Origin of the sequence: uncultured Stenotrophomonas sp. (genome assembly GCF_945952405.1) — a bacterium.
Lineage (GTDB): Bacteria > Pseudomonadota > Gammaproteobacteria > Xanthomonadales > Xanthomonadaceae > Stenotrophomonas.
On the sequence record NZ_CAMFIA010000008.1, the window covers coordinates 1 to 24,159 of the forward strand.

A 24,159-nucleotide genomic window follows, 5' to 3' on the forward strand; every position below is an offset into this window, starting at 1 on the left:
AGCCAACCAGCAGCTCGAAATCGAGATGGCGGATCTGCGGGTGGTCCTGCAGGCTCTCCACCTCCAGGTGGTAGCGCCCGGGCAGTGCTGGGGAAATGATCGCGATCTCGCTGTTCAAGTAAGCAAAATCCATGTTGAAGCGGCACTGGGCCTCCAGGGTCGTGGCATTCACTCCAACACCACCGTGCTCGATGAACACATGGGACGTGTTCTCTTCAAAGGGACGGATGCCGTTACTGCCCTTGATCCCCCGTTGTTCCAGCAAGGTCACGGGAATGCGCTGCACCCCCTCAACCCGCCACAGCTGCACCTTGAGCGGCAAAGCTTCGTGATAGATGTGGTCCCAGTCATCTGGCTTCATGTCCGGCCGCCCCTTGGGGCCACCGGTGCGGAAGCCGATCAGCACCATGTCCGGCCAGGTACCATCCGACCGTGCCGACAACTCGAAATCCGCTTCGACCCGGCCACCGGCCCGGGTCAATTCGAACGGCTTTGCCACCGGAAAGCGGTCGCCGTAATCGCTCAGCGGCAGTTCTGGTGAGCAGGCCGCCAGCAGCAGGGCCACCGCCAGGGTGATGCCCACTGCACGGCACGCCCCCCAAGCACATGCCCGTGGCCGCACCCAACACCAGACTGTGCAGGCAGCCTTCGTCATCGCCCTTCTCCTTCGCAACCCGCTCCTCATGTGGACGAGTATGCACAGCAGCGCCCCCCTTCCAGAGCGACTTGCGACAACAGCCAAAATCAAGGGCGGAAGCGTCACCTATCGTCGAACTGAACAGGTTTTCCATGCAAGCAATGAGGATGCCCATCGGCAAGACGGCTGCTCATCGGTACGCCTTACTTGTAGTGGAAATAGCCAACCAGCAGCTCGAAATCGAGATGGCGGATCTGCGGGTGGTCCTGCAGGCTTTCCACCTCCAGGTGGTAGCGCCCTGGCAGCGCTGGGGAAATGATCGCGATCTCGCTGTTTCTGTAGGCAAGATCCATGTTGAAGCGGCCCTGGGCCTTCAGGGTCGCGGCATCGATGCTCATGCCCCCATGCCTGGTGAAGACATGGGAGGTGTTCTGATCGAAGGGATAGGTGTCATCGCTCGCCCTGCCCAAACGCTGTTCCAGCAGGGTCACCGGAATGCGCTGCGCCCCGTCGATCCGCCACAACTGGACCTTGAGCGGTAGCGCCAAATGATTGATGTAATCCGCGTCCCCCAGCTTCATGTCCGGCCGCCCCTTGGGGCCGCCGGTGCGGAAGCCGATCAGCACCATGTCCGGCCAGGTACCGTCCGATCGTGCCGACAACTCGAAATCCGCTTCAACCCGGCCACCGGCCCGGGTCAATTCGAACGGCTTGGCCACCGGAAAGCGGTCGCCGTAATCGCTCAGCGGCAGTTTCGGTGAGCAGGCCGCCAGCAGCAGGGCCACCGCCAGGGTGATGCCCACACCAAGCCACGCACGGCGCGCCCCCCATGCGCATGCCCTTGGCCGCACCCAACGCCAGACTGTGCAGGCAGCCTTCGTCATCGCCCTTCTCCTTCGCAACCCGCTCCTCATGTGGACGAGTATGCACAGCGACGACGCCCCTTCCAGAGCGACTTGCGACAACTGCGAAATTCAGCGGCGGAAGCGACACGCCGTGATCGAAACGGCGTGCGACCGGGTCGAAGGGGCGTGGCTCAACCGTTGGCGAAGACGACGGATGGAGGCAGGATCAGCCTCCCACGCATGCAGCAGGGCCACGCCCGTGTTTGGCGGGCTTTTTTTTGTCTGCCAGAAGCATCCACGCATGGCGTGGATCTACTGAAGAACGTGCATGACCACAGTAGATCCACGCCATGCGTGGATGCACTCACCTCAACCGTTGGCGAAATCGTGCAGGGCCTGGCCCTGCAGGCGGTACACGGTCCACTCGTCCTGCGGCCGGGCACCGGCGGCGGTGTAGAACTCGATGGCCGGCGTGTTCCAGTCCAGTACCGACCATTCGAAGCGGCCACAGCCCTCGGCCACGGCCTGGCGCGCGATGTACTTCAGCAGCGCCTTGCCGGCGCCGGCACCGCGCTTTTCCTGGCTGACGTACAGGTCTTCCAGGTAGATGCCCTTGCGGCCCAGCCAGGTGGAGTAGTTGTAGAAATACACGGCATAACCGATCGCTTCGCCGTCGGCTTCGCAGATCAGCGCGCGCGCCGTGGCATCGGCACCGAACAGGCTCTCGGCGATGCCGATCTCATCGGTCTGCACCGAATGCTCGGCCTTCTCGTAGATGGCCAGTTCGCGGATGAAATGCAGGATCAGGCCTGCATCGGCAACGGTGGCCGGACGGATGTTCAACAGTGCCATGTGCATGAAAGGGGTCGGAGGGAATCAAGCGAGATTAATCCCCTCCGTCCCCTTTTTGTCAGCGGGCTGCGGCGACGTTGGCGCGCATCTGCGCGATCACGTCCTGGTAGCTGGTCTTGGCGTTGAAGATGGCCGAACCGGCGACGAAGGTGTCGGCGCCGGCGGCGGCGATCTCGCCGATGTTGTCGGCCTTCACGCCGCCGTCGATCTCCAGGCGGATGTCCTTGCCGCTGGCATCGATCATCTTGCGCACCACCTTCAGCTTGTCCAGCGCCGAGGGAATGAAGGCCTGGCCGCCGAAGCCCGGGTTGACCGACATCAGCAGCACCAGGTCCAGGTCATCCAGCACCCAGTCGAGGATGTCCACCGGGGTGGCCGGATTGAGCACGATACCCGGCTTGCAGCCCAGCGAGCGGATCAGCTGGATGGTGCGGTGCACGTGGCGGCTCGCTTCCGGGTGGAAGCTGATGTAGGTGGCACCGGCTTCGGCGAAGTCCGGGATGATGCGGTCCACCGGCTCGACCATCAGGTGCACGTCGATCGGCGCGGTGACCCCGTGCTTGCGCAGCGCCTGGCAGACCATCGGGCCGATGGTCAGGTTCGGCACGTAGTGGTTGTCCATCACGTCGAAGTGGACCCAGTCCGCGCCGGCGGCGAGGACGTTATCGACTTCCTCGCCGAGGCGGGCGAAGTTGGCGGACAGGATGGACGGGGCGATGAGGCAGTTGGACATGGCCGGGGCCTTCGGAACGGGGAAAAGGTTGTCCCGCCCGCAGGCGGGACTCTGGAATCAGCGCTTGCGCAGGGTCTTGATGCGGTCGTAGGCGGCATTGATCCGCCGCGACTTCTGCTCGGCCTGCTGCTGCAGCTCGGGGGCGGCGCCGCCGAGCTTGTCGGGGTGGTACTGGGAGATCAGCTTGCGGTAGGCCCGCTCGACCTCGGCGTCGGTGGCCTCGGAGGTCAGCCCCAGCTCCCGGTACGGGTTCTCCTTGTTCAGGCGGAACCAGTCCGAGTCGAAGGCGTGGCCGATCAACAGGCCGACCACCGCGCCAAACAGCGGATTGGGCCGGAACAGCAGGGCCCCAGCGATGAATCCGAGCAGTTTTCCGTACCAGCGCATGGCGCTCCGGGGTCGACCGACGAAATGGACGCTCATTTTACGTCACAGCGGGCCCGGACGGCTTTACACTAGGCCGCCCGCTGACCAGTTGCGGGCCCGCCGGGTCCCCTGGGCAGCCGTCTCGACGAAGCCCCAGGAGTGCCCGTGCCAACCACGCTGTTGCAATCCGATCTCCCCGGCCTGCCCTTGCGCCATCGCGGCAAGGTGCGTGATGTGTTCGATATCCCGCGCGAGCGGCTGCCGGCCGGAACTCCTCCGGGCGAGTACCTGCTGATGGTGGCCACCGATCGCCTGTCGGCGTTCGATGTGGTCCTGCCCGACCCGATCCCGGGCAAGGGCGAGATGCTGTGCCAGGTCTCCAACTTCTGGTTCGCCAAGACCGCGCACCTGATGCCCAACCACCTGACCGGCATCGACGTGGCCAGCGTGCTGCCCGAAGGCGTGGACCCGGCCCTGTACGCCAAGCGCGCAGTGGTCACCCGCAAGCTGAAGCCGGTGCCGGTGGAAGCGATCGCCCGCGGCTACCTGATCGGCAGCGGCTGGAAGGACTACCAGCGCACCGGCAAGGTCAGCGGCATCGAACTGCCCGATGGCCTGCGCCAGGCCGAACAGCTGCCCGAGCCGATCTTCACCCCCTCGACCAAGGCCGCCGTCGGCGACCATGACGAGAACATCGATTTCGATGCGATGGTGAAGCAGGTCGGTGCCGACCTGGCCGAGCGCGTGCGCGATGCCACCCTGCGCATCTACAAGTTCGCCGCCGATTACGCCCGCGAGCGCGGCATCATCCTGGCCGATACCAAGTTCGAGTTCGGTACCGACGCCGATGGCCGCCTGTACATCATGGACGAGATGCTGACGCCGGATTCCTCGCGCTACTGGCCGGCCGACGAGTACCAGGTGGGCACCAGCCCGCCGAGCTACGACAAGCAGTTCGTGCGCGACTACCTGGAGACGCTGGACTGGGGCAAGACCGCCCCGGGCCCGAACATCCCGGCTGAAATCATCGAGCGCACCCGCGCCAAGTACGCCGAGGCGTTGCAGCGCCTGGCCGGGATCAGCGTCGACTGATCCCCCTGCGCCCCCAGCCGGCAGGGTTGGGGGCGTTCTGACTGTGGTAGTGCCGGCCGCTGGCCGGCCATCCGGCGAACCTGCAGCCAGGCATGGCCTGGCTCTACTGTCGGTTGCCTGCGGTAGTGCCGGCCGCTGGCCGGCAACCTCGTGAACTCGGCTATGCTCTGGATTGCCGGCCAGCGGCCGGCACTACCGTTGTCCGAGGAAGCGACGCAGCATGCAGACCACCACCCAGCTTGCGCGGCCGATCGACCGCTATTTCGCCAGCTACTCCGATGACCACCGCAATGTGATCAACCAGCGCATCCACGTGGTGGCGGTGCCGGCGATCCTGTGGTCGGTGGTCGCCCTGCTGTGGTGCGTCCCGCCGCTGATCACCTGGTTCCAGTACGGCATCTGGTCGGCATTCGCGATGTTCAGTGCCTGGTGCTTCTACAACAAGCTGTCGCGCCCGCTGGGCATCGGCATGCTCATCCAGTTCTTCGTGTTCGGCTGCCTGTGCCGCCTGCTGGAGGCCGAGATCGGCCTGCATGCGCTGCGCTGGCTGGCGGTGGGCGTGTTCGTGGTGGCCTGGATCGCGCAGTTCATCGGCCACAAGTTCGAAGGGCGCAAGCCCAGCTTCCTGACCGACCTGACCTACCTGCTGATCGGTCCGGCCTGGGTGATGGCCAAGCTCTACCGCAAGCTCGACTGGCGTTACTGACCGGCGGGCGGCCGGCAACGGCCGTCGTTTCCTGAACGGGCAGATTCCGTCACCCGCACTCCACGGCGGCCCTGCCAGCCTGCCCCGGTGATCCACTCCCCACTTCCCGGCCATTGACGGCAGCCCCTGTGCGACAGGGCCTGCGGTCTCCCTGCGCGGGCGTAGGGTGCTGCCCGGGGGCTGCCGGAGAGGTCACACCGGAACCTGATGTTGCGCCGCAGAAAAAATGAATCAGCGGACGTTACATGCAATTGATCGCTGTTCGATGGGTTTCGGCGACATTTCGCAGCCTGTTATCCTCCCTGACCTGCTCGTGAATCATGGATTCCCTGCATGCTCCCCAGCCTGCCCCTGCTGCTGGCCCTGCCCTTCCTGATGGCAGCGGCCGTTGCGGCCTTCCCCCGTAGTTCGCGCTCGACTGCTGCCTGGCTGGCGGCGCTGGCGCCGTTGGGAGGGCTGGCCATCCTCGGCTGGCTGACCCCCTCCATCCTCGATGGCCAGGTGGTCCGCACCCTGCTGCCGTGGCTGCCGCAGATCGGCCTGGACTTCACCCTGCGCCTGGATGGCCTGGCCTGGATGTTCGCCGGGCTGGTGCTGGGCATCGGCGCACTGGTGGTGCTGTACGCGCGCTACTACCTGAGCCAGCAGGACAACGCGCACCGCTTCTACTGCTACCTGCTGCTGTTCATGGGCGCCATGCTCGGCATGGTGCTGTCGGGCAACCTGCTGTTGCTGATGATCTTCTGGGAAATGACCAGCATCAGCTCGTTCCTGCTGATCGGCTTCTGGTCACACCGCCAGGATGCCCGCGAGGGCGCGCGCATGGCGCTGGTGATCACCGGCGGCGGCGGCCTGGCCCTGCTCGGTGGCGTGCTGCTGATCGGGCGCATCGTCGGCAGCTTCGACCTGGACGTGGTGCTGGCCGCCGGCGAACAGATCCGCGCCAGCTCGCTGTACCCGTACGCGCTGTTCCTGGTACTGGCCGGCATCTTCACCAAGAGCGCGCAGTTCCCGTTCCACTTCTGGCTGCCGCATGCGATGGCGGCGCCGACCCCGGTCTCGGCCTATCTGCATTCGGCCACGATGGTGAAGGCCGGCGTGTTCCTGCTGGCGCGCCTGCATCCGGCACTGGCCGGCAGCGACCTGTTCTTCTACACGGTCAGCGGCATCGGTGCGCTGACCCTGCTGATCGGTGCCTGGAACGCGATCTTCCAGCATGACCTGAAAGGCCTGCTGGCCTATTCGACGATCTCCCACCTGGGCCTGATCACCCTGCTGTTCGGCCTGTCCACGCCGATGGCGGTGGTGGCCGGCGTGTTCCACATCCTCAACCACGCCACCTTCAAGGCCTCGCTGTTCATGGCCGCCGGCATCATCGACCACGAGACCGGCACCCGTGACATGCGCAAGCTGGGCGGACTGCGCAGGCTGATGCCATTCACCAGCGCGCTGGCGATCATCGCGTCGCTGGCCATGGCCGGTATTCCGCTGCTCAATGGCTTCCTGTCCAAGGAAATGCTGTTCGCCGAAGCCCTGACCGCCGGCGGCGGCCCGGGTGCCATGCGCACCGCAGTGTCGATCGCCGCACTGCTGGCCGGCGTGTTCGGCGTGGCCTACAGCCTGCGCTTCGTCCACGACACCTTCTTCGGCTCCGGCCCGCACGACCTCGATCGCGTGCCGCACGAGCCGCCGCGCTGGATGAAGGTGCCGGTGGAGCTGCTGGTGGTGATCTGCGTGGCGGTGGGCGTAGCCCCAGCCCTGACCGTGGCGCCGGTGCTGCATGCCGCCGCCGCCTCGATCCTCGGCACTGCCATGCCCGAGTACAGCCTGGCGGTGTGGCACGGTTTCAACCTGCCGCTGGCGATGAGCGCGATCGGCGTGGTCGGCGGCGTGGCGCTGTACTTCGGCCTGCGCAGGCTGATCAACCTGCACGGCGTGGAAACCCGCACCACCGGCCGCAATGTGTTCCATGCGCAGCTGGATGCGATCTCCGCGCTGGCCATGCGCCTGACCAACGGCGTGGCCAACGGTAGCCTGCAGCGCATGCTGCTGGGCCTGGTGCTGGTGGCGATCGTGGTTGCCGCCGCGCCCTTCGTGGCCAACCCGGCCTCGCCGAACTGGACCGCGCCACAGCCGATCCCGCTGCTGGGCTGGGCGCTGTGGCTGGTGATGATGGCCTGCGCGCTCGCCACCCTGCGCGTCTACAAGCAGCGCCTGCTGGCGGTACTGCTGGTCGGCGGCGTCGGCCTGATGGTGGCGCTGACCTTCGTGTTCCTGTCGGCGCCCGACCTGGCCCTGACCCAGCTGCTGGTGGAGATGGTGACCCTGGTCCTGATGCTGCTCGGCATGAACTACCTGCCCGCGCAGTCCGGGCCGGAGCGGCCGCGCTGGCGCAAGCGGCGTGATGCGGTGATCGCGATCATCGCCGGTGCCGGGCTCGGCGCGCTGGCCTACAGCGCGATGACCCTGCCGCCCAACACCATGGCCGGCGAGCTGCTGGCGCGGGCCCTGCCCGAGGCCTACGGGCAGAACGTGGTGAACGTGATCCTGGTCGACTTCCGTGGCTTCGATACGTTCGGCGAGATCACCGTGTTCGGCATCGCCGCGCTGGTGGTGCATGCCCTGCTGCGCCGCACGCGGATGGCACCGGAGCAGATCATGCCGGGCCCGCCGATCAAGCTGCCGGTGCCGGCCGACCTGGCCCAGATCATGTTCCCGCTGACCCTGACCGTGTCGATCTTCCTGTTCCTGCGCGGCCACAACGCACCTGGCGGCGGCTTCATCGCCGGCCTGGTGCTGGCGGTACCGCTGCTGATCCAGTACGTGATCCAGGGCACCGCGTCGGTGGAATCGCGCTTCGGCTTCGACTACATCCGCTGCATCGGCATGGGCCTGCTGATCGCCCTGCTCAGCGGCAGCGCCTCGATGCTGTTCGGCGTGCCGTTCCTGACCAGCGGCCACCTCGACCTGCACCTGCCGCTGATCGGCGAGGTGCCGCTGGCCAGCGCGATCGGCTTCGACATCGGCGTCTACCTGGTGGTGTTCGGTGGCGCCATGCTGATGCTGTCGATGATGGGCACGATCAAGCCGTCGCGCACCCGCACCGCCCGCAAGGGTGAAATCGACCTGCAACGCCGTTCGGCCCGCACCGGGGAGATGCACTGATGGAACTGGCCCTGGCTACCGCGATCGGCGTGCTGACCGCCATCGGCATCTACCTGCTGCTGCGCGCGCGCAGCTTCGACGTGATCCTCGGCATGACCTTCCTGTCCTATGCGACCAACCTGCTGATCTTCGCCGGTGGCCGCGTGGTGCTGGGCAAGGCGCCGGTGCTGCAGGAGGGCGTGGACAGCCACCTCGGCAACTACACCGACCCATTGCCGCAGGCGCTGGTGCTGACCGCGATCGTGATCGCCTTCGCGATGACCGCGGTGAGCATCGTGCTGGCCATGCGCAGCCGCAGCGACAACCACAGCGACCACGTGGACGCCCACGAGCCGGATGACGACGCGCCGCCGCGCCAGGGCGAGGACCGCGCATGAACCATCTGGTGATCCTGCCGATCCTGATCCCCCTGCTCGGTGCCGCACTGTCGCTGTTCGTCGAGCACCGCCGTTATGGTCCGCGGGTGCAGCGCGCGGTGGCCTGGACATCGCTCTCGGCACTGGCGTTGGCGGTGGGCCTGCTGTTCGCCGGCACCGCCGGCGGCGACATCAACGTCTACCTGCTCGGCGACTGGCCGTCGCGGCTGGGCATCGCGCTGGTGGCCGACCGGCTGTCGGCCTGGATGCTGCTGACCACCCTGCTGCTGGCCATTCCCTGCCTGCTGCATGCCTGTTCGGGCTGGGACCGCCGCGCACCGCATTTCCATGCCCTGTTCCAGTTCCAGCTGGTAGGTCTCAACGGTGCGTTCCTGACCGGCGACATCTTCAACCTGTTCGTGTTCTTCGAGGTGATGCTGATCGCCTCCTACGGCCTGCTGCTCAGTGGCGGGCGTGGCCTGCGCATGCGCATCGGCCTGCACTACGTGGTATTCAACGTCACCGCGTCGACCCTGTTCCTGATCGCGCTGGGCCTGCTGTACGCCTCGCTGGGCTCGCTCAACATGGCCGAGCTGTCGCAGCGCATCGCCGAAGTACCACCGGCACAGCTGACCCTGGTGAAGGCGACGATGGGCCTGTTGCTGCTGGTGTTCTGCGCCAAGGCGGCGTTGATGCCGCTGTACCTGTGGCTGCCCGAAGCCTATTCGCGCGCACCGGCGGCGGTGGCCGCGCTGTTCGCGATCATGACCAAGGTCGGCCTGTACTCGGTGCTGCGCATCCAGATGCTGTGGTTCGGCGACGACGCCGGCGCGATGGCCGGCTACGGCCGCGACTGGCTGCTGTGGGCCGGCGTGGCAACGCTGGTGCTCGGCGGCCTCGGTGCGCTGGCCGCAACCCGCCTGCGCGTGCTGATCTCGTACCTGGTGATCGTGTCGGCGGCCACGCTGTTCATCGCCTTCTCGGTGGGCACGCCACAGGTGTTGTCGGCCGGCCTGTACTACCTGCCACACAGCAGCTTCGTCGCCGCTGCGCTGTTCCTGATCGCCGATCTGATCCGCCGCCGCCGCGGTGGTGCCAGCGACCGCAAGGAAGTGGTCGCACCGATGCCGGGCAAGGAAACACCGGCCGTCCTGTTCCTGATCGGCGCGGTGTCGGTGGCGGGCCTGCCGCCGCTGTCCGGCTTCCTGGCCAAGGCCGCACTGCTGGCCGGTATGCCCGCGCAGTACACCGGCCCGGTCTGGACCGCCGTGCTGGTCAGCAGCCTGCTGGTGATCATGGGCCTGACCCGCGGCGGCATCCGCCTGTTCTGGCGCGTGCCGCCAGTTGATCCGGAGGCGCCGGTTCCGCGCAAGGCGCGGCTGCGCCGGGTGGAGCTGTATGCCGCCTGCATCCTGCTCGCCTACGGCATCGGCATGACCCTGGCCGCCGCGCCGCTGATGCGCTACACCGACGCCACCGCCGCACAGCTGCTGGACCCCAGCGAGTACGTGCAGCAGCTGCGCGCGACCCCGCCGGAGATCCGCCAGCCATGACCGCCCAGCGCTCCCTGTTCCGCCGCATCATCCCCTCGCCCGCGCTCAGCATCATGGTGGTCGCGTTCTGGCTGTTGATGTCCGACAGCTTCACCCTCGGCCAGATCGTGCTGGGCCTGCTGCTGGGCGTGGTGGTGCCGCTGTTCGCCGCACGCCTGGACCGCGAGTTCGCCCGCATCGGCACCCTGCGCCCGCTGCCGAAGCTGCTGTGCGTGACCCTGTGGGACATCCTGATGTCCAACATCCGCGTTGCCATCCAGGTGCTGGGCCCGGAAAAGAACATCCACCCCGGCTTCATCTGGTTGCCGCTGGACATCGCCAACATCCACGGCATCGCCGCGCTGACCAGCATGATCACCCTGACCCCGGGCACGGTCTCGGCCGCGCTCAGCGACGACCGCAAGTTCCTGCTGGTGCACGTGCTGCACCTGGAGGATCCGCAGGCGCTGATCGACACGATCAAGCGACGTTACGAAGCCCCGTTGATGGAGATCTTCCCATGACCGGTTTTGAAGTCATCCAGACCACCCTGGTGGTATGCATGCACGTGGTCGGCCTGGCCATGCTGCTGGCCACCTGGCGCCTGCTGCGCGGGCCGACCGTGCCCGACCGCATCCTCGCGCTGGACACCCTGTCGGTGACCGCCATCGCCGAGCTGATGCTGTTCGGCATGTACCTCAACTCGCCGATCTACTTCGAGGCCGCGCTGATCATTGCCATGCTCGGCTTCGGCAGCACCGTGGTGCTGAGCAAGTTCGTGCTGCGCCGGGACATCGTCGAATGATCACCGCGATCCAGATCGGCGTATCGATCCTGCTGCTGTTCGGCTGCTTCTTCATCCTGGTCGGCGCACTGGGCCTGGTGAAGCTGTCCACCTTCTTCAAGCGCCTGCATGCACCAACCAAGGCCAGCACGCTGGGCGTGGGCTGCGTGCTGGTGTGTTCGGTGTGCTACCACATCTTCCTCGGCCAGGACCCGCAGCCGCGCGAACTGCTGATCACCGTGTTCCTGTTCATCACCGCGCCGATCAGCGCGCACATGATGGCCAAGGCCGCGCTGTCGCTGCTGATGGAAACCCGACCCAGCCTGCCGGGCAACGAGCCGGCCGCCGAGGAGCAGCTGCCGCCGCCGGAGCCGGCGCGGGAAGAGCACGCGCGGGGCGGGTAACCCTGTGTGGGTGGGTGCCGACCGTGGGTCGGCACGGAATCAAAAGCATCCACGCATGGCGTGGATCTACTGTGTGCTCGGCGCTACAACGCCGGTGCAGTCACCAGCAGCAGCTCAAGCGCCAGCCAGCCGCCGAAGGCCACCAGCAGGATCACGCCCTCGCCACGGCTGATCTTCAGGTCGCCGCGCAGCATCGGGTACAGCACCAGCGCGAACGCCAGCAGGGCCGGTAGCTCCAGGCGCACGAACGAGGCCGGCAACGCGAGCGGCTGCAGCATCGCCATCGCACCGATCACCAGCAGCAGGTTGACCACGCTGGAACCGAGCACGTGGCCCATCACCATGTCGCCATGACCGCGACGCGCCGCAGCGATGGCACTGGCAACCTCTGGCAGCGCGGTGCCGATCGCCACCGGCAGCAGGCCGACCAGCAGCGGCGTCCAGCCCAGTGCGGCACCGACGTCGGCGGCGGCACCGACCACCAGGCGCGCACCCCAGTAGAGCGCCAGCGCGGCGATCAACAGCCGCAGCACGTTCAGAGGCAGGCTGGTGCGGCTCAGTGCGGATTCGGCGATCGCGGCCTGCACGTCGGTACGCTCGTTGCGGCCACGGCGCAGCAGCAGCACCTGCACGACGATGAAGCCGGCCACCAGCACGCCGCCCTCCCAGCGCGCCAGGCGGCCGTCAAGACCGAACAGGATCAGCAGCACGGCAGCCGCCAGCAACGACCACCACAGCAGCGTCTGCAGGCGTGCACGCAGCAGCAGCGGCGCGGCAACCGCCGCCAGGGCGAGGGTCAGGCCCAGGTTGACGATGCTGCTGCCCACCGCATTGCCCAGTGCCAGTTCCGGTTGGCCGACGGCCAGCGCACGCGCGTTGACCGCCAGCTCCGGCAACGAGGTGGTCACCCCGAGCAGCAGCAGGCCTGCGGTGAACGGGCTGGCTCCCAAACGCTGGGCCAGACCGGACACCGCCTTGACGATGGAGTCCCCACCCAGCGCCAGCAGCAGCAGGCCGAGCAGGAACCAGGCAATGGCAATGGCGATCATCGAGCACTCCCGCAGCGGTCGTGGCGCGATTCTACGCTGGGCCCGCGCGCGGGGCTGGGCCGTCGATCAAGGATCAGCCGCAGCCTTCCACGTAGTCGACCTGCGGAGTCTGCCCAACGCGCCAGGCCCCCACCCGGCCATCCGCGCCGAGCGCGAAGTCGATCACCGCGCCGCCTTCCTGCGCCGGTCGCACGCGCAGGTGCTGTGCCTTTTCGTCGTACTTGTCAGGGCCGACATCCCCCCGATCGGGATACAGCAGCTGCAGCTCGCCCAGGGTCATGCCGACCTTGCCGCCCCCCGGTGCGGTGATGCCCGCGCTGTGCACGTCGTAGCGCACCAGCTTGCGGCCTTCGATCATCAGGCGCGGATCCTCGGCGCCCTGCGGGCGCAGGAAGTAGCAGCCGTCGTTGCCGTCGTCGGCCGGCAGCGGCGTGCCGCTGGCATCGGTGCCCAGCCCCTGCAGCGGGGTAGCGAAGCCGCTGCGTACCTCCGCGATGCCCGCGCCCAGCTTCGCGCCGCCGAAGCCGTCCAGATGGGCAGGGCCCTGTTCGGCGGCCGCGGCGGCCGACGTCGGTGCCGGGGGTGTGGGGGCCGCGGCGGTGGCCGACGGAGCGTCAGCGGCTGCCGCAGGCGCCTCGGCGCTGCGGTTGCAGGCAGTGAGCGACAGCAGCAACAGGCCGGCAAGCGGAAGATGCTTCATGGGTGCGGTTCCCTGGCACGAAGGTGGCTGCACGCTAGCGCAACGCGCGTGCAGGCGCTGCATTGTCATCGCGGTTTCATCGCCCTCGTTCAGGCTCGGCGTGCACCGACTTGGCTGTCCCTTCCATGCAACCGCGCAAGACCGACCTCGCCCGAACCGCGCTGCAGGCCCACCGCGCGCCGCTGGACATGCGCCAGCGCCGGCTGCTGATCCTGTGTGACGGCCAGCGCACCCTCGCCGACCTGAGCGGCCTGCTCGGCCAGGACGCACCGGCCATGGTCCTGCAGCTGGTGCAGGCCGGCTACCTGAGCACGGGGCCGGTTACGGCAGATCCCGCGCCCGTCCCCGCTGCCACCGCCCTTCCGGTAGCCGCCGCACCGTTGCCGACGGCAGTGGCCGCGGCCACGCCGGTCGAGCGCCGACGTTCGCTGGTGGCAGCGCGCATCTATGTGCTGGGCATCCTGGAGATGCAGCGCCATCCGCAGGCCGCGGCGCTGTTCCGCGACCTGCAGCAGGCACGCGCCGAAGAAGAGGTGCTGTTGCGGATGCAATCCGCCATGCAGATGCTGCCCGGGCTGACCTCGGAGGGCTACTGCGAGCGCGTGCGGCAGCGCCTGCTGGAGGCACTGCCACTGGAACACGGCAACGCCTTCGCCTGAGAAAAAAGGGGACGGAGGGGATTAAGTCGTTTGTGGCACAAACGACTTAATCCCCTCCGTCCCCTTTTTGTGGTCAGCGGTAGTTGTTGCGCAGGCCGTTCCAGCACTGCTGGTAATCGCCCTGGCGGTGGCCGGCGGCCAGCGCCTGCGCGGTCGGGCGGATCACGGCGCGGGTTTCGAACATGAAGGCCATCGTGTCCTTGATCACGTCCGGCCTGGACAGATCGGCATGGGATGCCTTGTCGAAGGTCGGGGCATCCGGACCGTGGCCGCTCATGCAGTTGTGCAGCGATGCGCCGCCGGGGACGAAGCCTTCGGCCTTGGCGTCATAGGCCCCGTGCACCAGGCCCATGAACTCGCTGGCGATGTTGCGGTGGAACCACGGTGGGCGGAACGTGTTCTGTGCCACCAGCCAGCGCGGCGGGAAGATCGCGAAGTCCATGTTGCTGGTTCCCGGCGTGTCGCTGGGGGAATGCAGCACCAGGAAGATCGACGGGTCCGGGTGGTCGTAACTGATCGAGCCGATGGTGTTGAAGCGGCGCAGGTCATAGCGGTACGGCGCGTAGTTGCCGTGCCAGGCCACCACGTCCAACGGCGAATGGTCGATCGGCGCGCGCCACAGGCGGCCCTCGAACTTGGCGATCAGTTCGAAGTCGCCGTCGACATCCTCGAATGCCGCATGCGGGGTCTCGAAGTCGCGCGGGTTGGCCAGCCCGTTGGAACCGATCGGGCCGAGGTCGGGCAGCTTCAGCAGCGCGCCGTAGTTCTCGCAGATGTAGCCCCGGCTCGGGCCATCGGGCAGTTCCACGCGGAAGCGCACGCCACGCGGAATCACCGCGATCTGCTGCGGTTCGATCTCGACCACGCCCATCTCGGTCAGCAGGCGCAGCGCGCCCAGCTGCGGCACGATCAGCAGTTCGCCATCGGCATCGTAGAAATAGCGGCCGACCATATCGCGGTTGGCCGCGTACAGATGGATGCCGACACCGGCATGCGCATCGGGAGACCCGTTGCCGCCCATCGTGTACAGGCCCTCGACGAAGTCGGTCGGCTGTTCCGGAAGCGGCAGCGGACTCCAGCGCAGCTGGTTCGGCGAGGCTGGCTGCGCACCGAAATCACACTGCAGCTGCGACTGCGCGAACGGAGTGAATTCGCCATGGGTCACCGCCGGGCGGATGCGGTATAGCCAACTGCGGCGGTTGCTGCCACGCGGCGCGGTGAAGGCGGTGCCGGTCAGCTGTTCGGCATACAGGCCGTGGGCCACCTTCTGCGGCGAGTTCTGCCCGACCGGCAGCGCGCCGGCGACGGCCTCGGTGGCGAATTCGTTGCCGAAGCCGGACTGGTAGCCGCGGGCGGTGATGGAGGGGGACATGGAAACTCCAGAGGTTGCCGGCCAGCGGCCGGCACGACCATTCGGACAGGGATCGCCGGCCAACGGCAGGCAATCCCTGCAGACCTTACAGCACGCCGCGGCGGATCTGGTCGCGCTCGATGCTCTCGAACAGCGCGGTGAAGTTGCCCTCACCGAAGCCTTCATTGCCCTTGCGCTGGATGATCTCGAAGAAGATCGGGCCGATGCAGTTCTGGGTGAAGATCTGCAGCAGCTTGCGCTGGTGGGTTTCCGGATCGGCATCGATCAGGATCTTGTTCCTGGCCAGGCGCGGCACGTCCTCGCCGTGGTTCGGAACGCGCTGGTCGATCACATCGAAGTAGGTCTCCGGCGTATCGAGGAAGTCCACGCCCTGCGCGCGCATCGCTTCGACGGTGTCGTAGATGTTGTCGGTGAAGCAGGCAATGTGCTGGATGCCCTCGCCCTTGTACGCGTCCAGATATTCGTTGATCTGGCTCTTCGGGTCGGACGATTCGTTCAGCGGGATGCGCACGATGCCGTCCGGCGCGGTCATCGCCTTGGACACCAGGCCGGTCTTCAGACCCTTGATGTCGAAGTAGCGGATCTCGCGGAAGTTGAACAGGCGCTCGTAGTAATCCGACCACTGCTGCATGTTGCCGAAGTACAGGTTGTGGGTCAGGTGGTCGATGAAGGTCAGGCCGAAGCCCACCGGGTGCAGGTCGGCACCGGCGATCGGCTCGTAGTCGCCGTCGTAGATGCTGCCGGCGGTGCCGTAGCGGTCGACCAGGTACAGCATGCAGTCGCCGATACCCTTGATGACCGGCGCGTTGACCGCCTTGCTGTCCGGCTTGAACGCGATCGCTTCGGCGCCATTGCCCAGCGCGGTCTGGTAGACCTCCTGGCCCGGCTTCTTGAAGCGGATGGCGAAGCCGCAGGCGCACGGACCGTGCTTTTCGGCGAAGTCGGCCGCGAACGAATCGGGGTCCTCATTCACCAGGAAGTTGACGTCGCCCTGGCGATAGACGGTAATCGGACGCTGCTTGTGCTTGAGCACCGCGCTGAAGCCCATCTTCCGGAAGTACTCGTGCAGCTCCTGGCCACGGCCGGCCGGGGCGGCGAATTCGACGAACTCGAAGCCGTCGATGCCCATCGGGTTCTCGAAGGTGGTGACCTGCATGCCGGGATTGGGGTGCGAGGCGGTCGGGACTGCGGTATTCATGGCGTGGCTCCGAATCGGTACCGCATCGGTACAAACCAGGTGCGGGCAGGTAGGGACCCGGCGAGAATGCAGGGTCTGGACCCAACACTTATAGTTACACTTGAAACCACCAGCAAGGTGCACCGCAACATGAGCCCCGCCGATCCCGTTTCGACCCGCCTGCGTGCCTCGCACGTCCTGCTCGACCTGGAACAGTTCCTGCCGTACCGGCTGAGCGTGCTGTCCAACCGGGTCAGCGGCAACATCGCCAAGCTATACGGTGATCGTTACGGTCTGGCGATCCCCGAGTGGCGGGTGATCACCATCCTGGCGCTGTATCCGGGCTCCTCGGCCAGCGAGGTCTCCGACCGCACGGCGATGGACAAGGTGGCGGTCAGCCGCGCCGTGGCCCGCCTGCTGGAGCGCGGCTTCATCAAGCGCGAGACCCACGGCGACGACCGCCGCCGCTCGGTGCTGGCACTGTCGGCCGCCGGCTTCGAGGTGTACGAGACCATCGCACCGATGGTGATCGAGATCACCCGCAAGCTGATGTCGGTGCTGAGCGACGAGGAAGAGCAGGTGCTGGAAAAGCTGATCCTGCGCCTGGCCGGCGAAGGCCTGGAACGGATGGGTGAAGGCGTCTGAGCAAAAAGGGGACGGAGGGGATTAAGTCGCGATCGGCGCCATAGGGGCCAAAGCGACTTAATCCCCTCCGTCCCCTTTTTTTCAGCTGAGGTGCTTGCGGCGGGCGTGGATCCACGGCACCGCGAGCGCGGCGATGGCGCCGCCGGCGAAGCCGAGCGAGGCGGCGACGGTGGCGGCTTCGATCGCGCCCGGCAGTGCCAGCGCAGCGGCCACCAGCAGCAGCGACGGCAGGCCGACGAAGGTGCCCAGGAAGAAGTGCCAGCGCGGCGACCAGGTGTTGAGCTGCAGCAGGCTGACCGGCTGCCAGGCCTCGGAAGCGGTGTCTTCGGCGATCTTCGCCACCACCTTGCCCAAGTCCACTTCCGGTAGTGCGCGGCCCAGCCGCGCGCTTGCCAGGGCCTCGGCCACCGCCTCCACCGGCGGGAAGCTGGAGGGCCAGGCGACCGGCGCCGGCACGCCGTAGGCGGTCAGCAGCGGCACGCTCAGCCACGGCGCCACCAGCGGCCGCATGCGGCGGCGGCCGTGCACGCACCAGATCTGCTGCTGCCCGTGTGCGCTGACGCTGTACAGCGCCAGCTCGTTGGCCGGTGGATAGCCGAGCATGGTCACCCGCGCCGCCAGGCTGTCCTGGCCCATCGCGCGCAGGAAGCCGGGGCGACTGCGCCCTTCCTGCATCCACGCCAGGCCCAACGCGCCAACCAGCCAGGCCTCGGCGACGTCCTTGCTGCCGGCGGTCGCGCGCTCGTCACTGGCCAGATACCAGGCCAGCGATTTCGGTTCAGAGACATCGTCCAGGCCCCAGCGGCTGTCATCCCCCAGCACGTGGCGCACCGGCAGCCGCGCCGCGGCGGTCTCGCCACGCTCGCCCGGCTGCAGGAACGGCAGCACGCCCTGGATGAAGGTGGACAGTTCGATCGCACGCACGCCGTGGCCCTGCCATTCCGGCGGCAGCAGCCCGGCCAGCTGGCCCTCGGCGGCCAGCGCATCGAGCCGCGACTTCTGTTCCACCAGCTTCTGCACGGCGCCCTTCAGCACCACGTTGTCGGGCAGCGCGATCTGCGGCAGCCGATGGCGCGGCGGAGCCAGCTCAAGGGTGTCCTCGCCGGTACCGGCATCGTCCAGCAGCGCCTGCTGTGCTGGCAGGGTCACGCCGTCGCCTGCCCTGCCCTCGGCCAGGTCGCTGGCAGGTTCGGGCAATCGTTCGGCGTGGTCGCTGTGCATGGGCGTTCCGGTAGGTTGCATCGACGGGATGTCGACTGAGGTCCTTGCCGGTAGCGGCGCGCGCGCGGTGAAATTGAGGCGGCAATCCACGGAATGTGACCGCGCACGCAGTAGATCCACGCCATGCGTGGATGCGACCCAACATCAGTGCCGAGCAACGGTCGGCACCCACCGAAGCTGCCGGCCAGCGGCCGGCACTACCCTATTCCGGTTTGTCAGGTGCCCATTGCTTGAGGAAGGCGGCCACCCGCGCAGGCGCGAAGGCTTCGCCGCGGCGCAGCTCGCCGGTTGCCTGCGATACCAGCAGGCTGCCATCGGCGTCGAGCACCAGCAGGCGCGGGTAATCGCGCTCCATCTCCGGGAACTGGGCGAAGAAGGCGCTGTTGGGGTGCTCGTCGCTCGCGTTGACCTTCACCCACACATAGTGGGCATCGCGGAAGCGGCGCAGCTCGCCGTTGCCTTCCACCGTCTCGTCCAGCGCCTGGCAGCGATCGCAGGCGGCGTTGCCGACTTCGAGCAGGATGCGTTTCTTGCCGCGCTGGGCTTCCACCTTGGCGGTGGCCAGGTCATCGGCGGGGTCACGGGCCGGGTCGAACTGTGCGCCGAGCCCGGCGATGGCGGCGATGTCCGCCGCCACCGGGGTGTTGCCCGAGGCCACCGGTTCGCTGGGATCAGCGACCGGTGGCTCGGTGGGACGGGTATCCAAGGGCTGCGTGGGCTCGGCGGCGGCGGGCGGTTGGGGTTGCGAACAGGCGCCGATCAGCGCCGCACAGACCATTGCCATTGCACCACCGAGCTTCATGCGCATGCCTTCTACCCTCTCATCATCACTTGACGCCGTGCATCAGCTTGTTGATCAGCGGGGCGACCAGGAACAGCACCACGCCGGAGCCGATCAGGGCCCAGAACCCGAAGGTATACCCCTTCAGGGCCGACTCGACCGTCATGCCGCCTTCACCGCTGACCACGCCGGCGAAGATGCCGGACAGGTTGTTGCCGATGCCGGTGGACAGGAACCAGCCACCCATGCCGAAGCCGACCAGGCGCACCGGGGCCAGCTTGGTCACCATCGACAGGCCGATCGGCGACAGGCACAGCTCACCCACCGACTGGATGACGTAGACCATGAACAGGGTCCAGAACGGGATCTTGCCGTCCACGACCATCTGCGACAGGGCGAACATCAGCAGGGCGAACGCGGCGCCGTTGAACAGCAGGCCCAGGCCGAACTTGCGCGGGATCGACGGATTGGCGCGGCCCAGGGCCACCCAGATCCAGGCGATGATCGGTGCCAGGGTGATGATCGCCACCGAGTTGACCGACTGGAACCAGGCGGTCGGGAAGGTCCACTCACCGAACTGGCGGTTGACGATGTTCTCGGCCAGGAAGGTGAACGAGCTGCCGGCCTGTTCGAAGAACATCCAGAACATCACGTTGAAGGCGAAGATGATCAGCATGGCGATCACGCGGTCGCGCTGCACCTTGCCTTCGCGGATGCCCTCGACCAGCAGCAGGATGGCCAGCGCGGTGAACATCGCACCCAGGATCCAGGCCAGCGCGGTGGCGCCGGTGGCGAGCAGGAAGTAGGCCACCGGGATGGCGACCACGGCACCGGCCAGCACCATGATGATGCGGCCGAAGCCTTCAGCGCCGGCCGGCGGTGCACCGATGCCCTTCAGGCCGGCACGACCGATGTAGAACCACACCAGCGAGATCAGCATGCCCACGCCCGAGGCGATGAACACGACCTTGTACGACGGCATTTCCGAGGTACCGAACACCTTGCGGGCCAGGTATTCGGTCAGCACCGGGGCGATCATCGCGCCGATGTTGATGCCCATGTAGAAGATGGTGAAGCCCGAGTCGCGGCGCTCGTCCTTCAGCCCGTACAGCTTGCCGACCATGGTCGAGATGTTGGGCTTGAACAGGCCGTTGCCGACGATGATCGTGGCCAGGCCGAGCTTGAAGATGTGCTCCTGCGGCAGCGAGATCATGAACAGGCCGGCGGCCATGATGATCGCGCCGGTCAGGATTGAGCGCTGGTACCCCAGCACCCGGTCGGCCACGTAGCCACCGAAGATCGCCGCGGCGTACACCAGTGCCAGGTAGGCGCCGTAGATGCGGCTGGCATCGCCTTCACCGGCGGCGCTGCCGTTGTAGAACTGGGCGACGATGTACAGCACCAAGGCCCAGCGGATGCCGTAGAACGCAAAGCGCTCCCAGAACTCGGTCATGAACAGCATCCACAACGGACGCGGATGGCCCATCGTGGTCTTGAAGTCCGGCAGCGCCGGCTCTGGGGTGTTCGCAGTGGCGTTTACGCTCATGCGGGTTTCCTGGTTCGGTGGATGACGAGCACGTCCGCTGTGCAGTTGGAGCAACGCGCGAGGATCACCGACTTGTGGCGTTCACGTCAAATACACGCCGTTTGAGGCAGGTGCCGGCCTGCTCGCTGAACTTGCATCTGAAACGATCCAGCCACCGGCCGGGGGTAAAGCTGAATGGGGGGGTCAGCCCAGCTCTGCCGGGGGCGCAACCTGCAGGCTGGTGCGCACCTGGAACAGCTCGGGGAAGAAGGTCAGCTCCAGCGCTTGTCGCAGGAAGCCCACCCCGGACGAGCCGCCGGTGCCGCGCTTGAAGCCGATCACCCGCATCACCGTGCGCATGTGGCGGAAGCGCCAGAGCTGGAACGCGGTCTCCAGGTCCACCAGGTCCTCGCACAGCGAGTACTCGCGCCAGTAGCGGTCGGTGTCCTGGTAGATGCGCGCGAAGACCGGCTGCAGGTCGTCGTCGGCCACATGCGGCTGGGTCCAGTCGCGCCCGTTGTACAGGTCCGGAATGGCGTGGCCGAAGCGGGCCAGGTACTTGAGGAACTCCTCGTACAGGCTCGGCGCCTCCAGCACGGTGCGCAGCTGCGCCTGCCCGGCCGGGTCATGCTCGAACACCTGCAGCATCTGTGCGTTCTTGTTGCCCAGCAGAAACTCGATGTAGCGGTACTGCAGCGACTGGAAGCCCGACGACGGGCCCAGCACATCGCGGAACCCCATGTACTCGGACGGGGTCAGCGTTTCCAGCACCGACCACTGCTCGGTGAGCTGGCGCAGCACCTGCTTGCTGCGCGCCAGCACCTTGCGGCACTGCCACACTTCATCGCGCTGCAGGAAGCCGATCGCCGCACGCAGTTCGTGGCCGAGCAGCTTCAACCACAACTCCGAGGTCTGGTGCTGGATGATGAACAGCATCTCGTCGTGATGCGGCGGACTGGACAGCGGCTGCTGCGCGCTGAGCAGCTGGTCCAGCCGCAGGTAGCCGCCATAGGTCAGGCGCCCCTGCAGGTCGGTATGGATGCCGGCTTCGAGATCGCGTTGGTTGTTGTCGACGGACATGGGTGGGACCAGATCGGGGGCGGCAAGGGTAGCGCGTTGCCGCCGCGCTGGCAGCCGCCCCATCCATACCGGGGCGTGCGGTTGGCCGTGGAGCATCGAGCGATGCCGTGCCTGCGCGTGGAACCGATCCGGCCGTTGCGCGGGCAGTCAGCCAGGGGCATATTCTGATGCTTTGCAGCAACGACTGAATACGTTGTTGTTATTGGCCCCCCACCCGCCGGCAGGGGTAAAACGGGGGATTGCCGTGTTGCGCCGCAGGAAGGCTATTCCGTACGCGTTCCTTAACATGGTGATTCATATCATTTGTAACTTCTCTGTCGAAGGTGCAGTACGCAATGACGGTTGCCGCTGAATTCAAGATCGAATACCTGCAGTACCTGGACGCGGACGGCAAGCTCGTCCGTGACGACCTGCCCGCGTCGCTGCGCGACCCCAAGGTCCTGGTACCGCTGTTCAAGCAGATGCTGTACGTACGTACGTTCGACAGCAAATCCATTGCGCTGCAGCGCACCGGCAAGCTCGGCACCTATGCCGCCTGCCTGGGCCACGAGGCCGCGCACGTGGGCATCGGTGCCGCGATGCACGCCGGCGATGTGTTCGGCCCGAGCTATCGCGAATACGGCGCCATGTTCATGCGTGGCGTGCGCCCGTACGACGTGCTGATGTACTGGGGCGGCGACGAGCGCGGCAACGACTTCACCGGCAACGCGGTGAAGGACTTCCCGTTCTGCGTGCCGATCTCCACCCAGTGCCTGCACGCCGCCGGCGCTGCGCTGAAGTTCAAGCTCAACAATGAAAAGCAGATCGCGGTGGCGGTGTGCGGCGATGGCGGCAGCTCCAAGACCGACTTCTACGCCGCATTGAATTCCGCCGGTGCCTACAAGCTCCCGCTGATCCTGTGCATCGTCAACAACGGCTGGGCCATCTCGGTGCCGCGCTCGGCGCAGACCGGTGCCGAAACGCTGGCCCAGAAGGGCCTGGCCGGCGGCCTGCACTGCCTGCAGGTGGACGGCAACGACCTGATCGCGGTGCTGGCCGCGATGGAACAGGCACGCGAACGCGGCCTGGCCGGCGAGGGCGGCACCGTGCTGGAGCTGATGACCTATCGCCTGTCCGACCACACCACCGCCGACGACGCGCGCCGCTACCGCGACGATGCCGAGGTGAAGGACGCCTGGACCCGTGAGCCGATGCTGCGCCTGCGCAAGTACCTCACCGCACAGGGCGTGTGGAGCGAAGAGGAAGAGAAGGCCTGGGTCGAGCAATGCGCTGCCAAGGTCGATGAGGAAGTGAACCAGTACCTCAACACCCCGGTGCAGCCGGTCGAGGCGATGTTCGATTACCTCTACGCCGATCCGCCGCCGGATCTTCTGGCCCAGCGCGCGGCCGCCATTGCCCTGGAGCAGCGCCATGGATGACATCAAGACCGGCGCTTCCGCTTCCCAGGCCAATGCCGCCGACAGTGCCGCTGTCGCCGGTGGAGACATCGCAATGACCGCTACCCCCATCACCCTGATCGAAGCCATCACCCAGGCGCTGGCCTGGGAGCTGGAACACGACCCGTCGGTGCTGGTGCTGGGCGAGGACGTAGGCGTCAACGGCGGCGTGTTCCGCGCCACCGCCGGCCTGCAGCAGCGTTTCGGTTCGCAGCGCATCCTCGACACCCCGCTGGATGAAACCACCATCGCCGGCCTCACCGTCGGTCTGGCCGCACAGGGCATGAAGCCGGTGGCCGAAGCCCAGTTCGACGGCTTCGTCTACCCGATGGTCGACCACATCATCTGCCACGCCGCGCGCCTGCGTACCCGTACCCGTGGCCGCATGCACTGCCCGATGGTGCTGCGCGTGCCGTGGGGCGGTGGCATCCGTGCACCGGAACACCACAGCGAAGCCAACGAGTCGATCTTCACCAACGTGCCGGGCCTGCGCGTGGTGCTGCCGTCCAGCCCGCAGCGTGCCTACGGCCTGCTGCTGGCCGCCATGCGTGATCCCGATCCGGTGATCTACATGGAGCCCAAGCGCATCTACCGCCAGTACAAGGAAGTGGTCGTCAACGACGGCGAAGCCCTGCCGCTGGACGTGTGCTTCGTGCTGCGCGACGGCACCGATGTGACCCTGGTGGCCTGGGGCGCGCAGGTCAAGGAAGCGCTGGAAGCGGCCGACAAGCTGGCCGGCGAAGGCATCAGTGCCGAAGTCATCGACGTGGCCACGCTGCGTCCGCTGGACTTCGCCACCATTGCCGAGTCGGTGTCCAAGACCGGTCGCTGCGTGATCGTGCAGGAGGCCCCGAAGACCGCGGGCTTTGGTGCCGAGATCGCCGCGCGCCTGGCCGAGGAATCGATGTACGACCTGCTGGCCCCGGTCGAGCGCGTTACCGGCTACGACACCCACATTCCGCTGTTCCGCCTGGAAATGAAGTACCTGCCGAGCGTGGACCGGATCGTGACCGCGGCCAAGCGCGCGGTGGCGGCGGGCTGA

At 66.9% G+C, this 24,159-nt stretch carries 25 protein-coding genes; 12 read left to right on the top strand and 13 right to left on the bottom strand.

What is annotated here, in order from left to right; translation table 11 throughout:
* From Q0P60_RS10030 to Q0P60_RS10050, 5 genes are all read right to left on the bottom strand, one after another.
* A partial coding sequence (locus Q0P60_RS10030; RefSeq protein WP_294992092.1) for a hypothetical protein occupies nt 1-583 on the bottom strand: 583 nt, incomplete at its 3' end.
* 257 nt (nt 584-840) lie between these two features.
* Nucleotides 841-1,521, bottom strand: coding sequence for a hypothetical protein (locus Q0P60_RS10035; RefSeq protein ID WP_294992095.1), 681 nt, complete (start codon nt 1,519-1,521; stop codon nt 841-843).
* Between the two features lie 330 nt (nt 1,522-1,851).
* Nucleotides 1,852-2,334, bottom strand: coding sequence for a GNAT family N-acetyltransferase (locus Q0P60_RS10040; RefSeq protein ID WP_294992098.1), 483 nt, complete (start codon nt 2,332-2,334; stop codon nt 1,852-1,854).
* A gap of 58 nt (nt 2,335-2,392) precedes the next feature.
* The gene (gene rpe, locus Q0P60_RS10045) at nt 2,393-3,067 is read right to left on the bottom strand and encodes a ribulose-phosphate 3-epimerase (RefSeq protein ID WP_014038744.1); all 675 of its coding nucleotides are present in this window, start codon (nt 3,065-3,067) and stop codon (nt 2,393-2,395) included.
* A gap of 57 nt (nt 3,068-3,124) precedes the next feature.
* Nucleotides 3,125-3,454 carry a DnaJ domain-containing protein gene (locus Q0P60_RS10050; protein ID WP_005411327.1) on the bottom strand — a complete coding sequence of 110 codons (330 nt, stop codon included), beginning with the start codon at nt 3,452-3,454 and terminating at the stop codon, nt 3,125-3,127.
* Between the two features lie 144 nt (nt 3,455-3,598).
* Between Q0P60_RS10050 and Q0P60_RS10055 the strand changes: the two genes are divergently transcribed.
* The 8 genes from Q0P60_RS10055 (at nt 3,599) to Q0P60_RS10090 (ending at nt 11,472) form a co-directional block, all read left to right on the top strand.
* Nucleotides 3,599-4,525, top strand: a complete 927-nt coding sequence (locus Q0P60_RS10055; protein ID WP_294992105.1) for a phosphoribosylaminoimidazolesuccinocarboxamide synthase — start codon at nt 3,599-3,601, stop codon at nt 4,523-4,525.
* 220 nt (nt 4,526-4,745) lie between these two features.
* Nucleotides 4,746-5,231, top strand: a complete 486-nt coding sequence (locus tag Q0P60_RS10060; RefSeq protein WP_294992108.1) for an Mpo1-like protein — start codon at nt 4,746-4,748, stop codon at nt 5,229-5,231.
* Between the two features lie 333 nt (nt 5,232-5,564).
* The gene (locus tag Q0P60_RS10065; RefSeq protein ID WP_294992111.1) at nt 5,565-8,396 is read left to right on the top strand and encodes a monovalent cation/H+ antiporter subunit A; all 2,832 of its coding nucleotides are present in this window, start codon (nt 5,565-5,567) and stop codon (nt 8,394-8,396) included.
* Nucleotides 8,396-8,773: a Na+/H+ antiporter subunit C gene (locus Q0P60_RS10070; protein ID WP_294992115.1), complete on the top strand. Its 378-nt coding sequence runs from the start codon at nt 8,396-8,398 to the stop codon at nt 8,771-8,773. The genes Q0P60_RS10065 and Q0P60_RS10070 overlap by 1 nt, the downstream gene beginning before the upstream one ends.
* Entirely contained in the window at nt 8,770-10,305 is a 1,536-nt protein-coding gene (locus Q0P60_RS10075) for a monovalent cation/H+ antiporter subunit D (protein WP_294992118.1), read from the top strand. Before Q0P60_RS10070 ends, Q0P60_RS10075 begins: the two co-directional genes overlap by 4 nt.
* Complete coding sequence (locus tag Q0P60_RS10080; RefSeq protein WP_294992121.1) at nt 10,302-10,808, top strand: Na+/H+ antiporter subunit E; 507 nt, start codon at nt 10,302-10,304, stop codon at nt 10,806-10,808. The genes Q0P60_RS10075 and Q0P60_RS10080 overlap by 4 nt, the downstream gene beginning before the upstream one ends.
* Nucleotides 10,805-11,089, top strand: a complete 285-nt coding sequence (locus tag Q0P60_RS10085) for a K+/H+ antiporter subunit F (RefSeq protein WP_005411334.1) — start codon at nt 10,805-10,807, stop codon at nt 11,087-11,089. The genes Q0P60_RS10080 and Q0P60_RS10085 overlap by 4 nt, the downstream gene beginning before the upstream one ends.
* Nucleotides 11,086-11,472 carry a Na+/H+ antiporter subunit G gene (locus tag Q0P60_RS10090; protein WP_294992126.1) on the top strand — a complete coding sequence of 129 codons (387 nt, stop codon included), beginning with the start codon at nt 11,086-11,088 and terminating at the stop codon, nt 11,470-11,472. Before Q0P60_RS10085 ends, Q0P60_RS10090 begins: the two co-directional genes overlap by 4 nt.
* 83 nt (nt 11,473-11,555) lie before the next feature.
* On the opposite strand, the gene Q0P60_RS10095 is transcribed toward Q0P60_RS10090, so the two are convergent.
* Both Q0P60_RS10095 and Q0P60_RS10100 read right to left on the bottom strand, forming a co-directional pair.
* Nucleotides 11,556-12,521 carry a sodium:calcium antiporter gene (locus tag Q0P60_RS10095; RefSeq protein WP_294992131.1) on the bottom strand — a complete coding sequence of 322 codons (966 nt, stop codon included), beginning with the start codon at nt 12,519-12,521 and terminating at the stop codon, nt 11,556-11,558.
* A 73-nt stretch (nt 12,522-12,594) separates the two neighbouring features.
* On the bottom strand, nt 12,595-13,221 hold the full coding sequence (locus Q0P60_RS10100) for a hypothetical protein (RefSeq protein WP_294992134.1): 627 nt from the start codon (nt 13,219-13,221) through the stop codon (nt 12,595-12,597).
* 125 nt (nt 13,222-13,346) lie between these two features.
* Between Q0P60_RS10100 and Q0P60_RS10105 the strand changes: the two genes are divergently transcribed.
* Nucleotides 13,347-13,880, top strand: a complete 534-nt coding sequence (locus tag Q0P60_RS10105; RefSeq protein WP_294992137.1) for a hypothetical protein — start codon at nt 13,347-13,349, stop codon at nt 13,878-13,880.
* A gap of 73 nt (nt 13,881-13,953) precedes the next feature.
* On the opposite strand, the gene hmgA is transcribed toward Q0P60_RS10105, so the two are convergent.
* Together hmgA and hppD are read right to left on the bottom strand one after the other, a co-directional pair.
* Nucleotides 13,954-15,252 (bottom strand): homogentisate 1,2-dioxygenase, encoded by a 1,299-nt coding sequence (gene hmgA, locus Q0P60_RS10110; protein WP_294992141.1) that lies wholly within the window; start codon nt 15,250-15,252, stop codon nt 13,954-13,956.
* Nucleotides 15,253-15,337: 85 nt separating this feature from the next.
* Entirely contained in the window at nt 15,338-16,450 is a 1,113-nt protein-coding gene (gene hppD / locus Q0P60_RS10115; protein ID WP_294992146.1) for a 4-hydroxyphenylpyruvate dioxygenase, read from the bottom strand.
* Nucleotides 16,451-16,579: 129 nt separating this feature from the next.
* Between hppD and Q0P60_RS10120 the strand changes: the two genes are divergently transcribed.
* A complete protein-coding gene (locus Q0P60_RS10120; RefSeq protein WP_042359011.1) occupies nt 16,580-17,074 on the top strand; it encodes a MarR family winged helix-turn-helix transcriptional regulator in 495 nt (164 codons plus the stop codon).
* 81 nt (nt 17,075-17,155) lie between these two features.
* Here the strand turns inward: Q0P60_RS10120 and Q0P60_RS10125 are convergent, their stop codons facing one another.
* From Q0P60_RS10125 to Q0P60_RS10140, 4 genes are all read right to left on the bottom strand, one after another.
* Nucleotides 17,156-18,295, bottom strand: a complete 1,140-nt coding sequence (locus Q0P60_RS10125; RefSeq protein ID WP_294992154.1) for a hypothetical protein — start codon at nt 18,293-18,295, stop codon at nt 17,156-17,158.
* A gap of 202 nt (nt 18,296-18,497) precedes the next feature.
* Complete coding sequence (locus Q0P60_RS10130; protein ID WP_294992157.1) at nt 18,498-19,103, bottom strand: thioredoxin family protein; 606 nt, start codon at nt 19,101-19,103, stop codon at nt 18,498-18,500.
* A 19-nt stretch (nt 19,104-19,122) separates the two neighbouring features.
* Nucleotides 19,123-20,622, bottom strand: a complete 1,500-nt coding sequence (locus Q0P60_RS10135; RefSeq protein WP_294992161.1) for an oligopeptide:H+ symporter — start codon at nt 20,620-20,622, stop codon at nt 19,123-19,125.
* A gap of 183 nt (nt 20,623-20,805) precedes the next feature.
* Nucleotides 20,806-21,681 carry a tryptophan 2,3-dioxygenase family protein gene (locus Q0P60_RS10140; RefSeq protein WP_294992166.1) on the bottom strand — a complete coding sequence of 292 codons (876 nt, stop codon included), beginning with the start codon at nt 21,679-21,681 and terminating at the stop codon, nt 20,806-20,808.
* A 335-nt stretch (nt 21,682-22,016) separates the two neighbouring features.
* On the opposite strand from Q0P60_RS10140, the gene pdhA reads away from it, so the two are divergent.
* Both pdhA and Q0P60_RS10150 read left to right on the top strand, forming a co-directional pair.
* Entirely contained in the window at nt 22,017-23,099 is a 1,083-nt protein-coding gene (pdhA, locus tag Q0P60_RS10145; protein WP_294992169.1) for a pyruvate dehydrogenase (acetyl-transferring) E1 component subunit alpha, read from the top strand.
* The gene (locus Q0P60_RS10150) at nt 23,092-24,159 is read left to right on the top strand and encodes an alpha-ketoacid dehydrogenase subunit beta (protein ID WP_294992172.1); all 1,068 of its coding nucleotides are present in this window, start codon (nt 23,092-23,094) and stop codon (nt 24,157-24,159) included. The genes pdhA and Q0P60_RS10150 overlap by 8 nt, the downstream gene beginning before the upstream one ends.

Excerpts from the sequence above, each read along its gene's own strand:
- Q0P60_RS10130 (WP_294992157.1), bottom strand. The coding sequence starts at position 19,103 with ATGCGCATGAAGCTCGGTGGTGCAATGGCAATGGTCTGTGCGGCGCTG.
- Q0P60_RS10150 (WP_294992172.1), top strand. The coding sequence starts at position 23,092 with ATGGATGACATCAAGACCGGCGCTTCCGCTTCCCAGGCCAATGCCGCC.
- Q0P60_RS10080 (WP_294992121.1), top strand. The coding sequence starts at position 10,302 with ATGACCGCCCAGCGCTCCCTGTTCCGCCGCATCATCCCCTCGCCCGCG.
- Q0P60_RS10050 (WP_005411327.1), bottom strand. The coding sequence starts at position 3,454 with ATGCGCTGGTACGGAAAACTGCTCGGATTCATCGCTGGGGCCCTGCTG.
- Q0P60_RS10035 (WP_294992095.1), bottom strand. The coding sequence starts at position 1,521 with ATGACGAAGGCTGCCTGCACAGTCTGGCGTTGGGTGCGGCCAAGGGCA.
- rpe (WP_014038744.1), bottom strand. The coding sequence starts at position 3,067 with ATGTCCAACTGCCTCATCGCCCCGTCCATCCTGTCCGCCAACTTCGCC.
- Q0P60_RS10075 (WP_294992118.1), top strand. The coding sequence starts at position 8,770 with ATGAACCATCTGGTGATCCTGCCGATCCTGATCCCCCTGCTCGGTGCC.
- hmgA (WP_294992141.1), bottom strand. The coding sequence starts at position 15,252 with ATGTCCCCCTCCATCACCGCCCGCGGCTACCAGTCCGGCTTCGGCAAC.
- pdhA (WP_294992169.1), top strand. The coding sequence starts at position 22,017 with ATGACGGTTGCCGCTGAATTCAAGATCGAATACCTGCAGTACCTGGAC.
- Q0P60_RS10095 (WP_294992131.1), bottom strand. The coding sequence starts at position 12,521 with ATGATCGCCATTGCCATTGCCTGGTTCCTGCTCGGCCTGCTGCTGCTG.
- Q0P60_RS10085 (WP_005411334.1), top strand. The coding sequence starts at position 10,805 with ATGACCGGTTTTGAAGTCATCCAGACCACCCTGGTGGTATGCATGCAC.
- Q0P60_RS10040 (WP_294992098.1), bottom strand. The coding sequence starts at position 2,334 with ATGGCACTGTTGAACATCCGTCCGGCCACCGTTGCCGATGCAGGCCTG.
- Q0P60_RS10100 (WP_294992134.1), bottom strand. The coding sequence starts at position 13,221 with ATGAAGCATCTTCCGCTTGCCGGCCTGTTGCTGCTGTCGCTCACTGCC.
- Q0P60_RS10105 (WP_294992137.1), top strand. The coding sequence starts at position 13,347 with ATGCAACCGCGCAAGACCGACCTCGCCCGAACCGCGCTGCAGGCCCAC.
- Q0P60_RS10060 (WP_294992108.1), top strand. The coding sequence starts at position 4,746 with ATGCAGACCACCACCCAGCTTGCGCGGCCGATCGACCGCTATTTCGCC.
- Q0P60_RS10065 (WP_294992111.1), top strand. The coding sequence starts at position 5,565 with ATGCTCCCCAGCCTGCCCCTGCTGCTGGCCCTGCCCTTCCTGATGGCA.
- Q0P60_RS10125 (WP_294992154.1), bottom strand. The coding sequence starts at position 18,295 with ATGCACAGCGACCACGCCGAACGATTGCCCGAACCTGCCAGCGACCTG.
- Q0P60_RS10120 (WP_042359011.1), top strand. The coding sequence starts at position 16,580 with ATGAGCCCCGCCGATCCCGTTTCGACCCGCCTGCGTGCCTCGCACGTC.
- Q0P60_RS10090 (WP_294992126.1), top strand. The coding sequence starts at position 11,086 with ATGATCACCGCGATCCAGATCGGCGTATCGATCCTGCTGCTGTTCGGC.
- Q0P60_RS10135 (WP_294992161.1), bottom strand. The coding sequence starts at position 20,622 with ATGAGCGTAAACGCCACTGCGAACACCCCAGAGCCGGCGCTGCCGGAC.
- hppD (WP_294992146.1), bottom strand. The coding sequence starts at position 16,450 with ATGAATACCGCAGTCCCGACCGCCTCGCACCCCAATCCCGGCATGCAG.
- Q0P60_RS10070 (WP_294992115.1), top strand. The coding sequence starts at position 8,396 with ATGGAACTGGCCCTGGCTACCGCGATCGGCGTGCTGACCGCCATCGGC.
- Q0P60_RS10140 (WP_294992166.1), bottom strand. The coding sequence starts at position 21,681 with ATGTCCGTCGACAACAACCAACGCGATCTCGAAGCCGGCATCCATACC.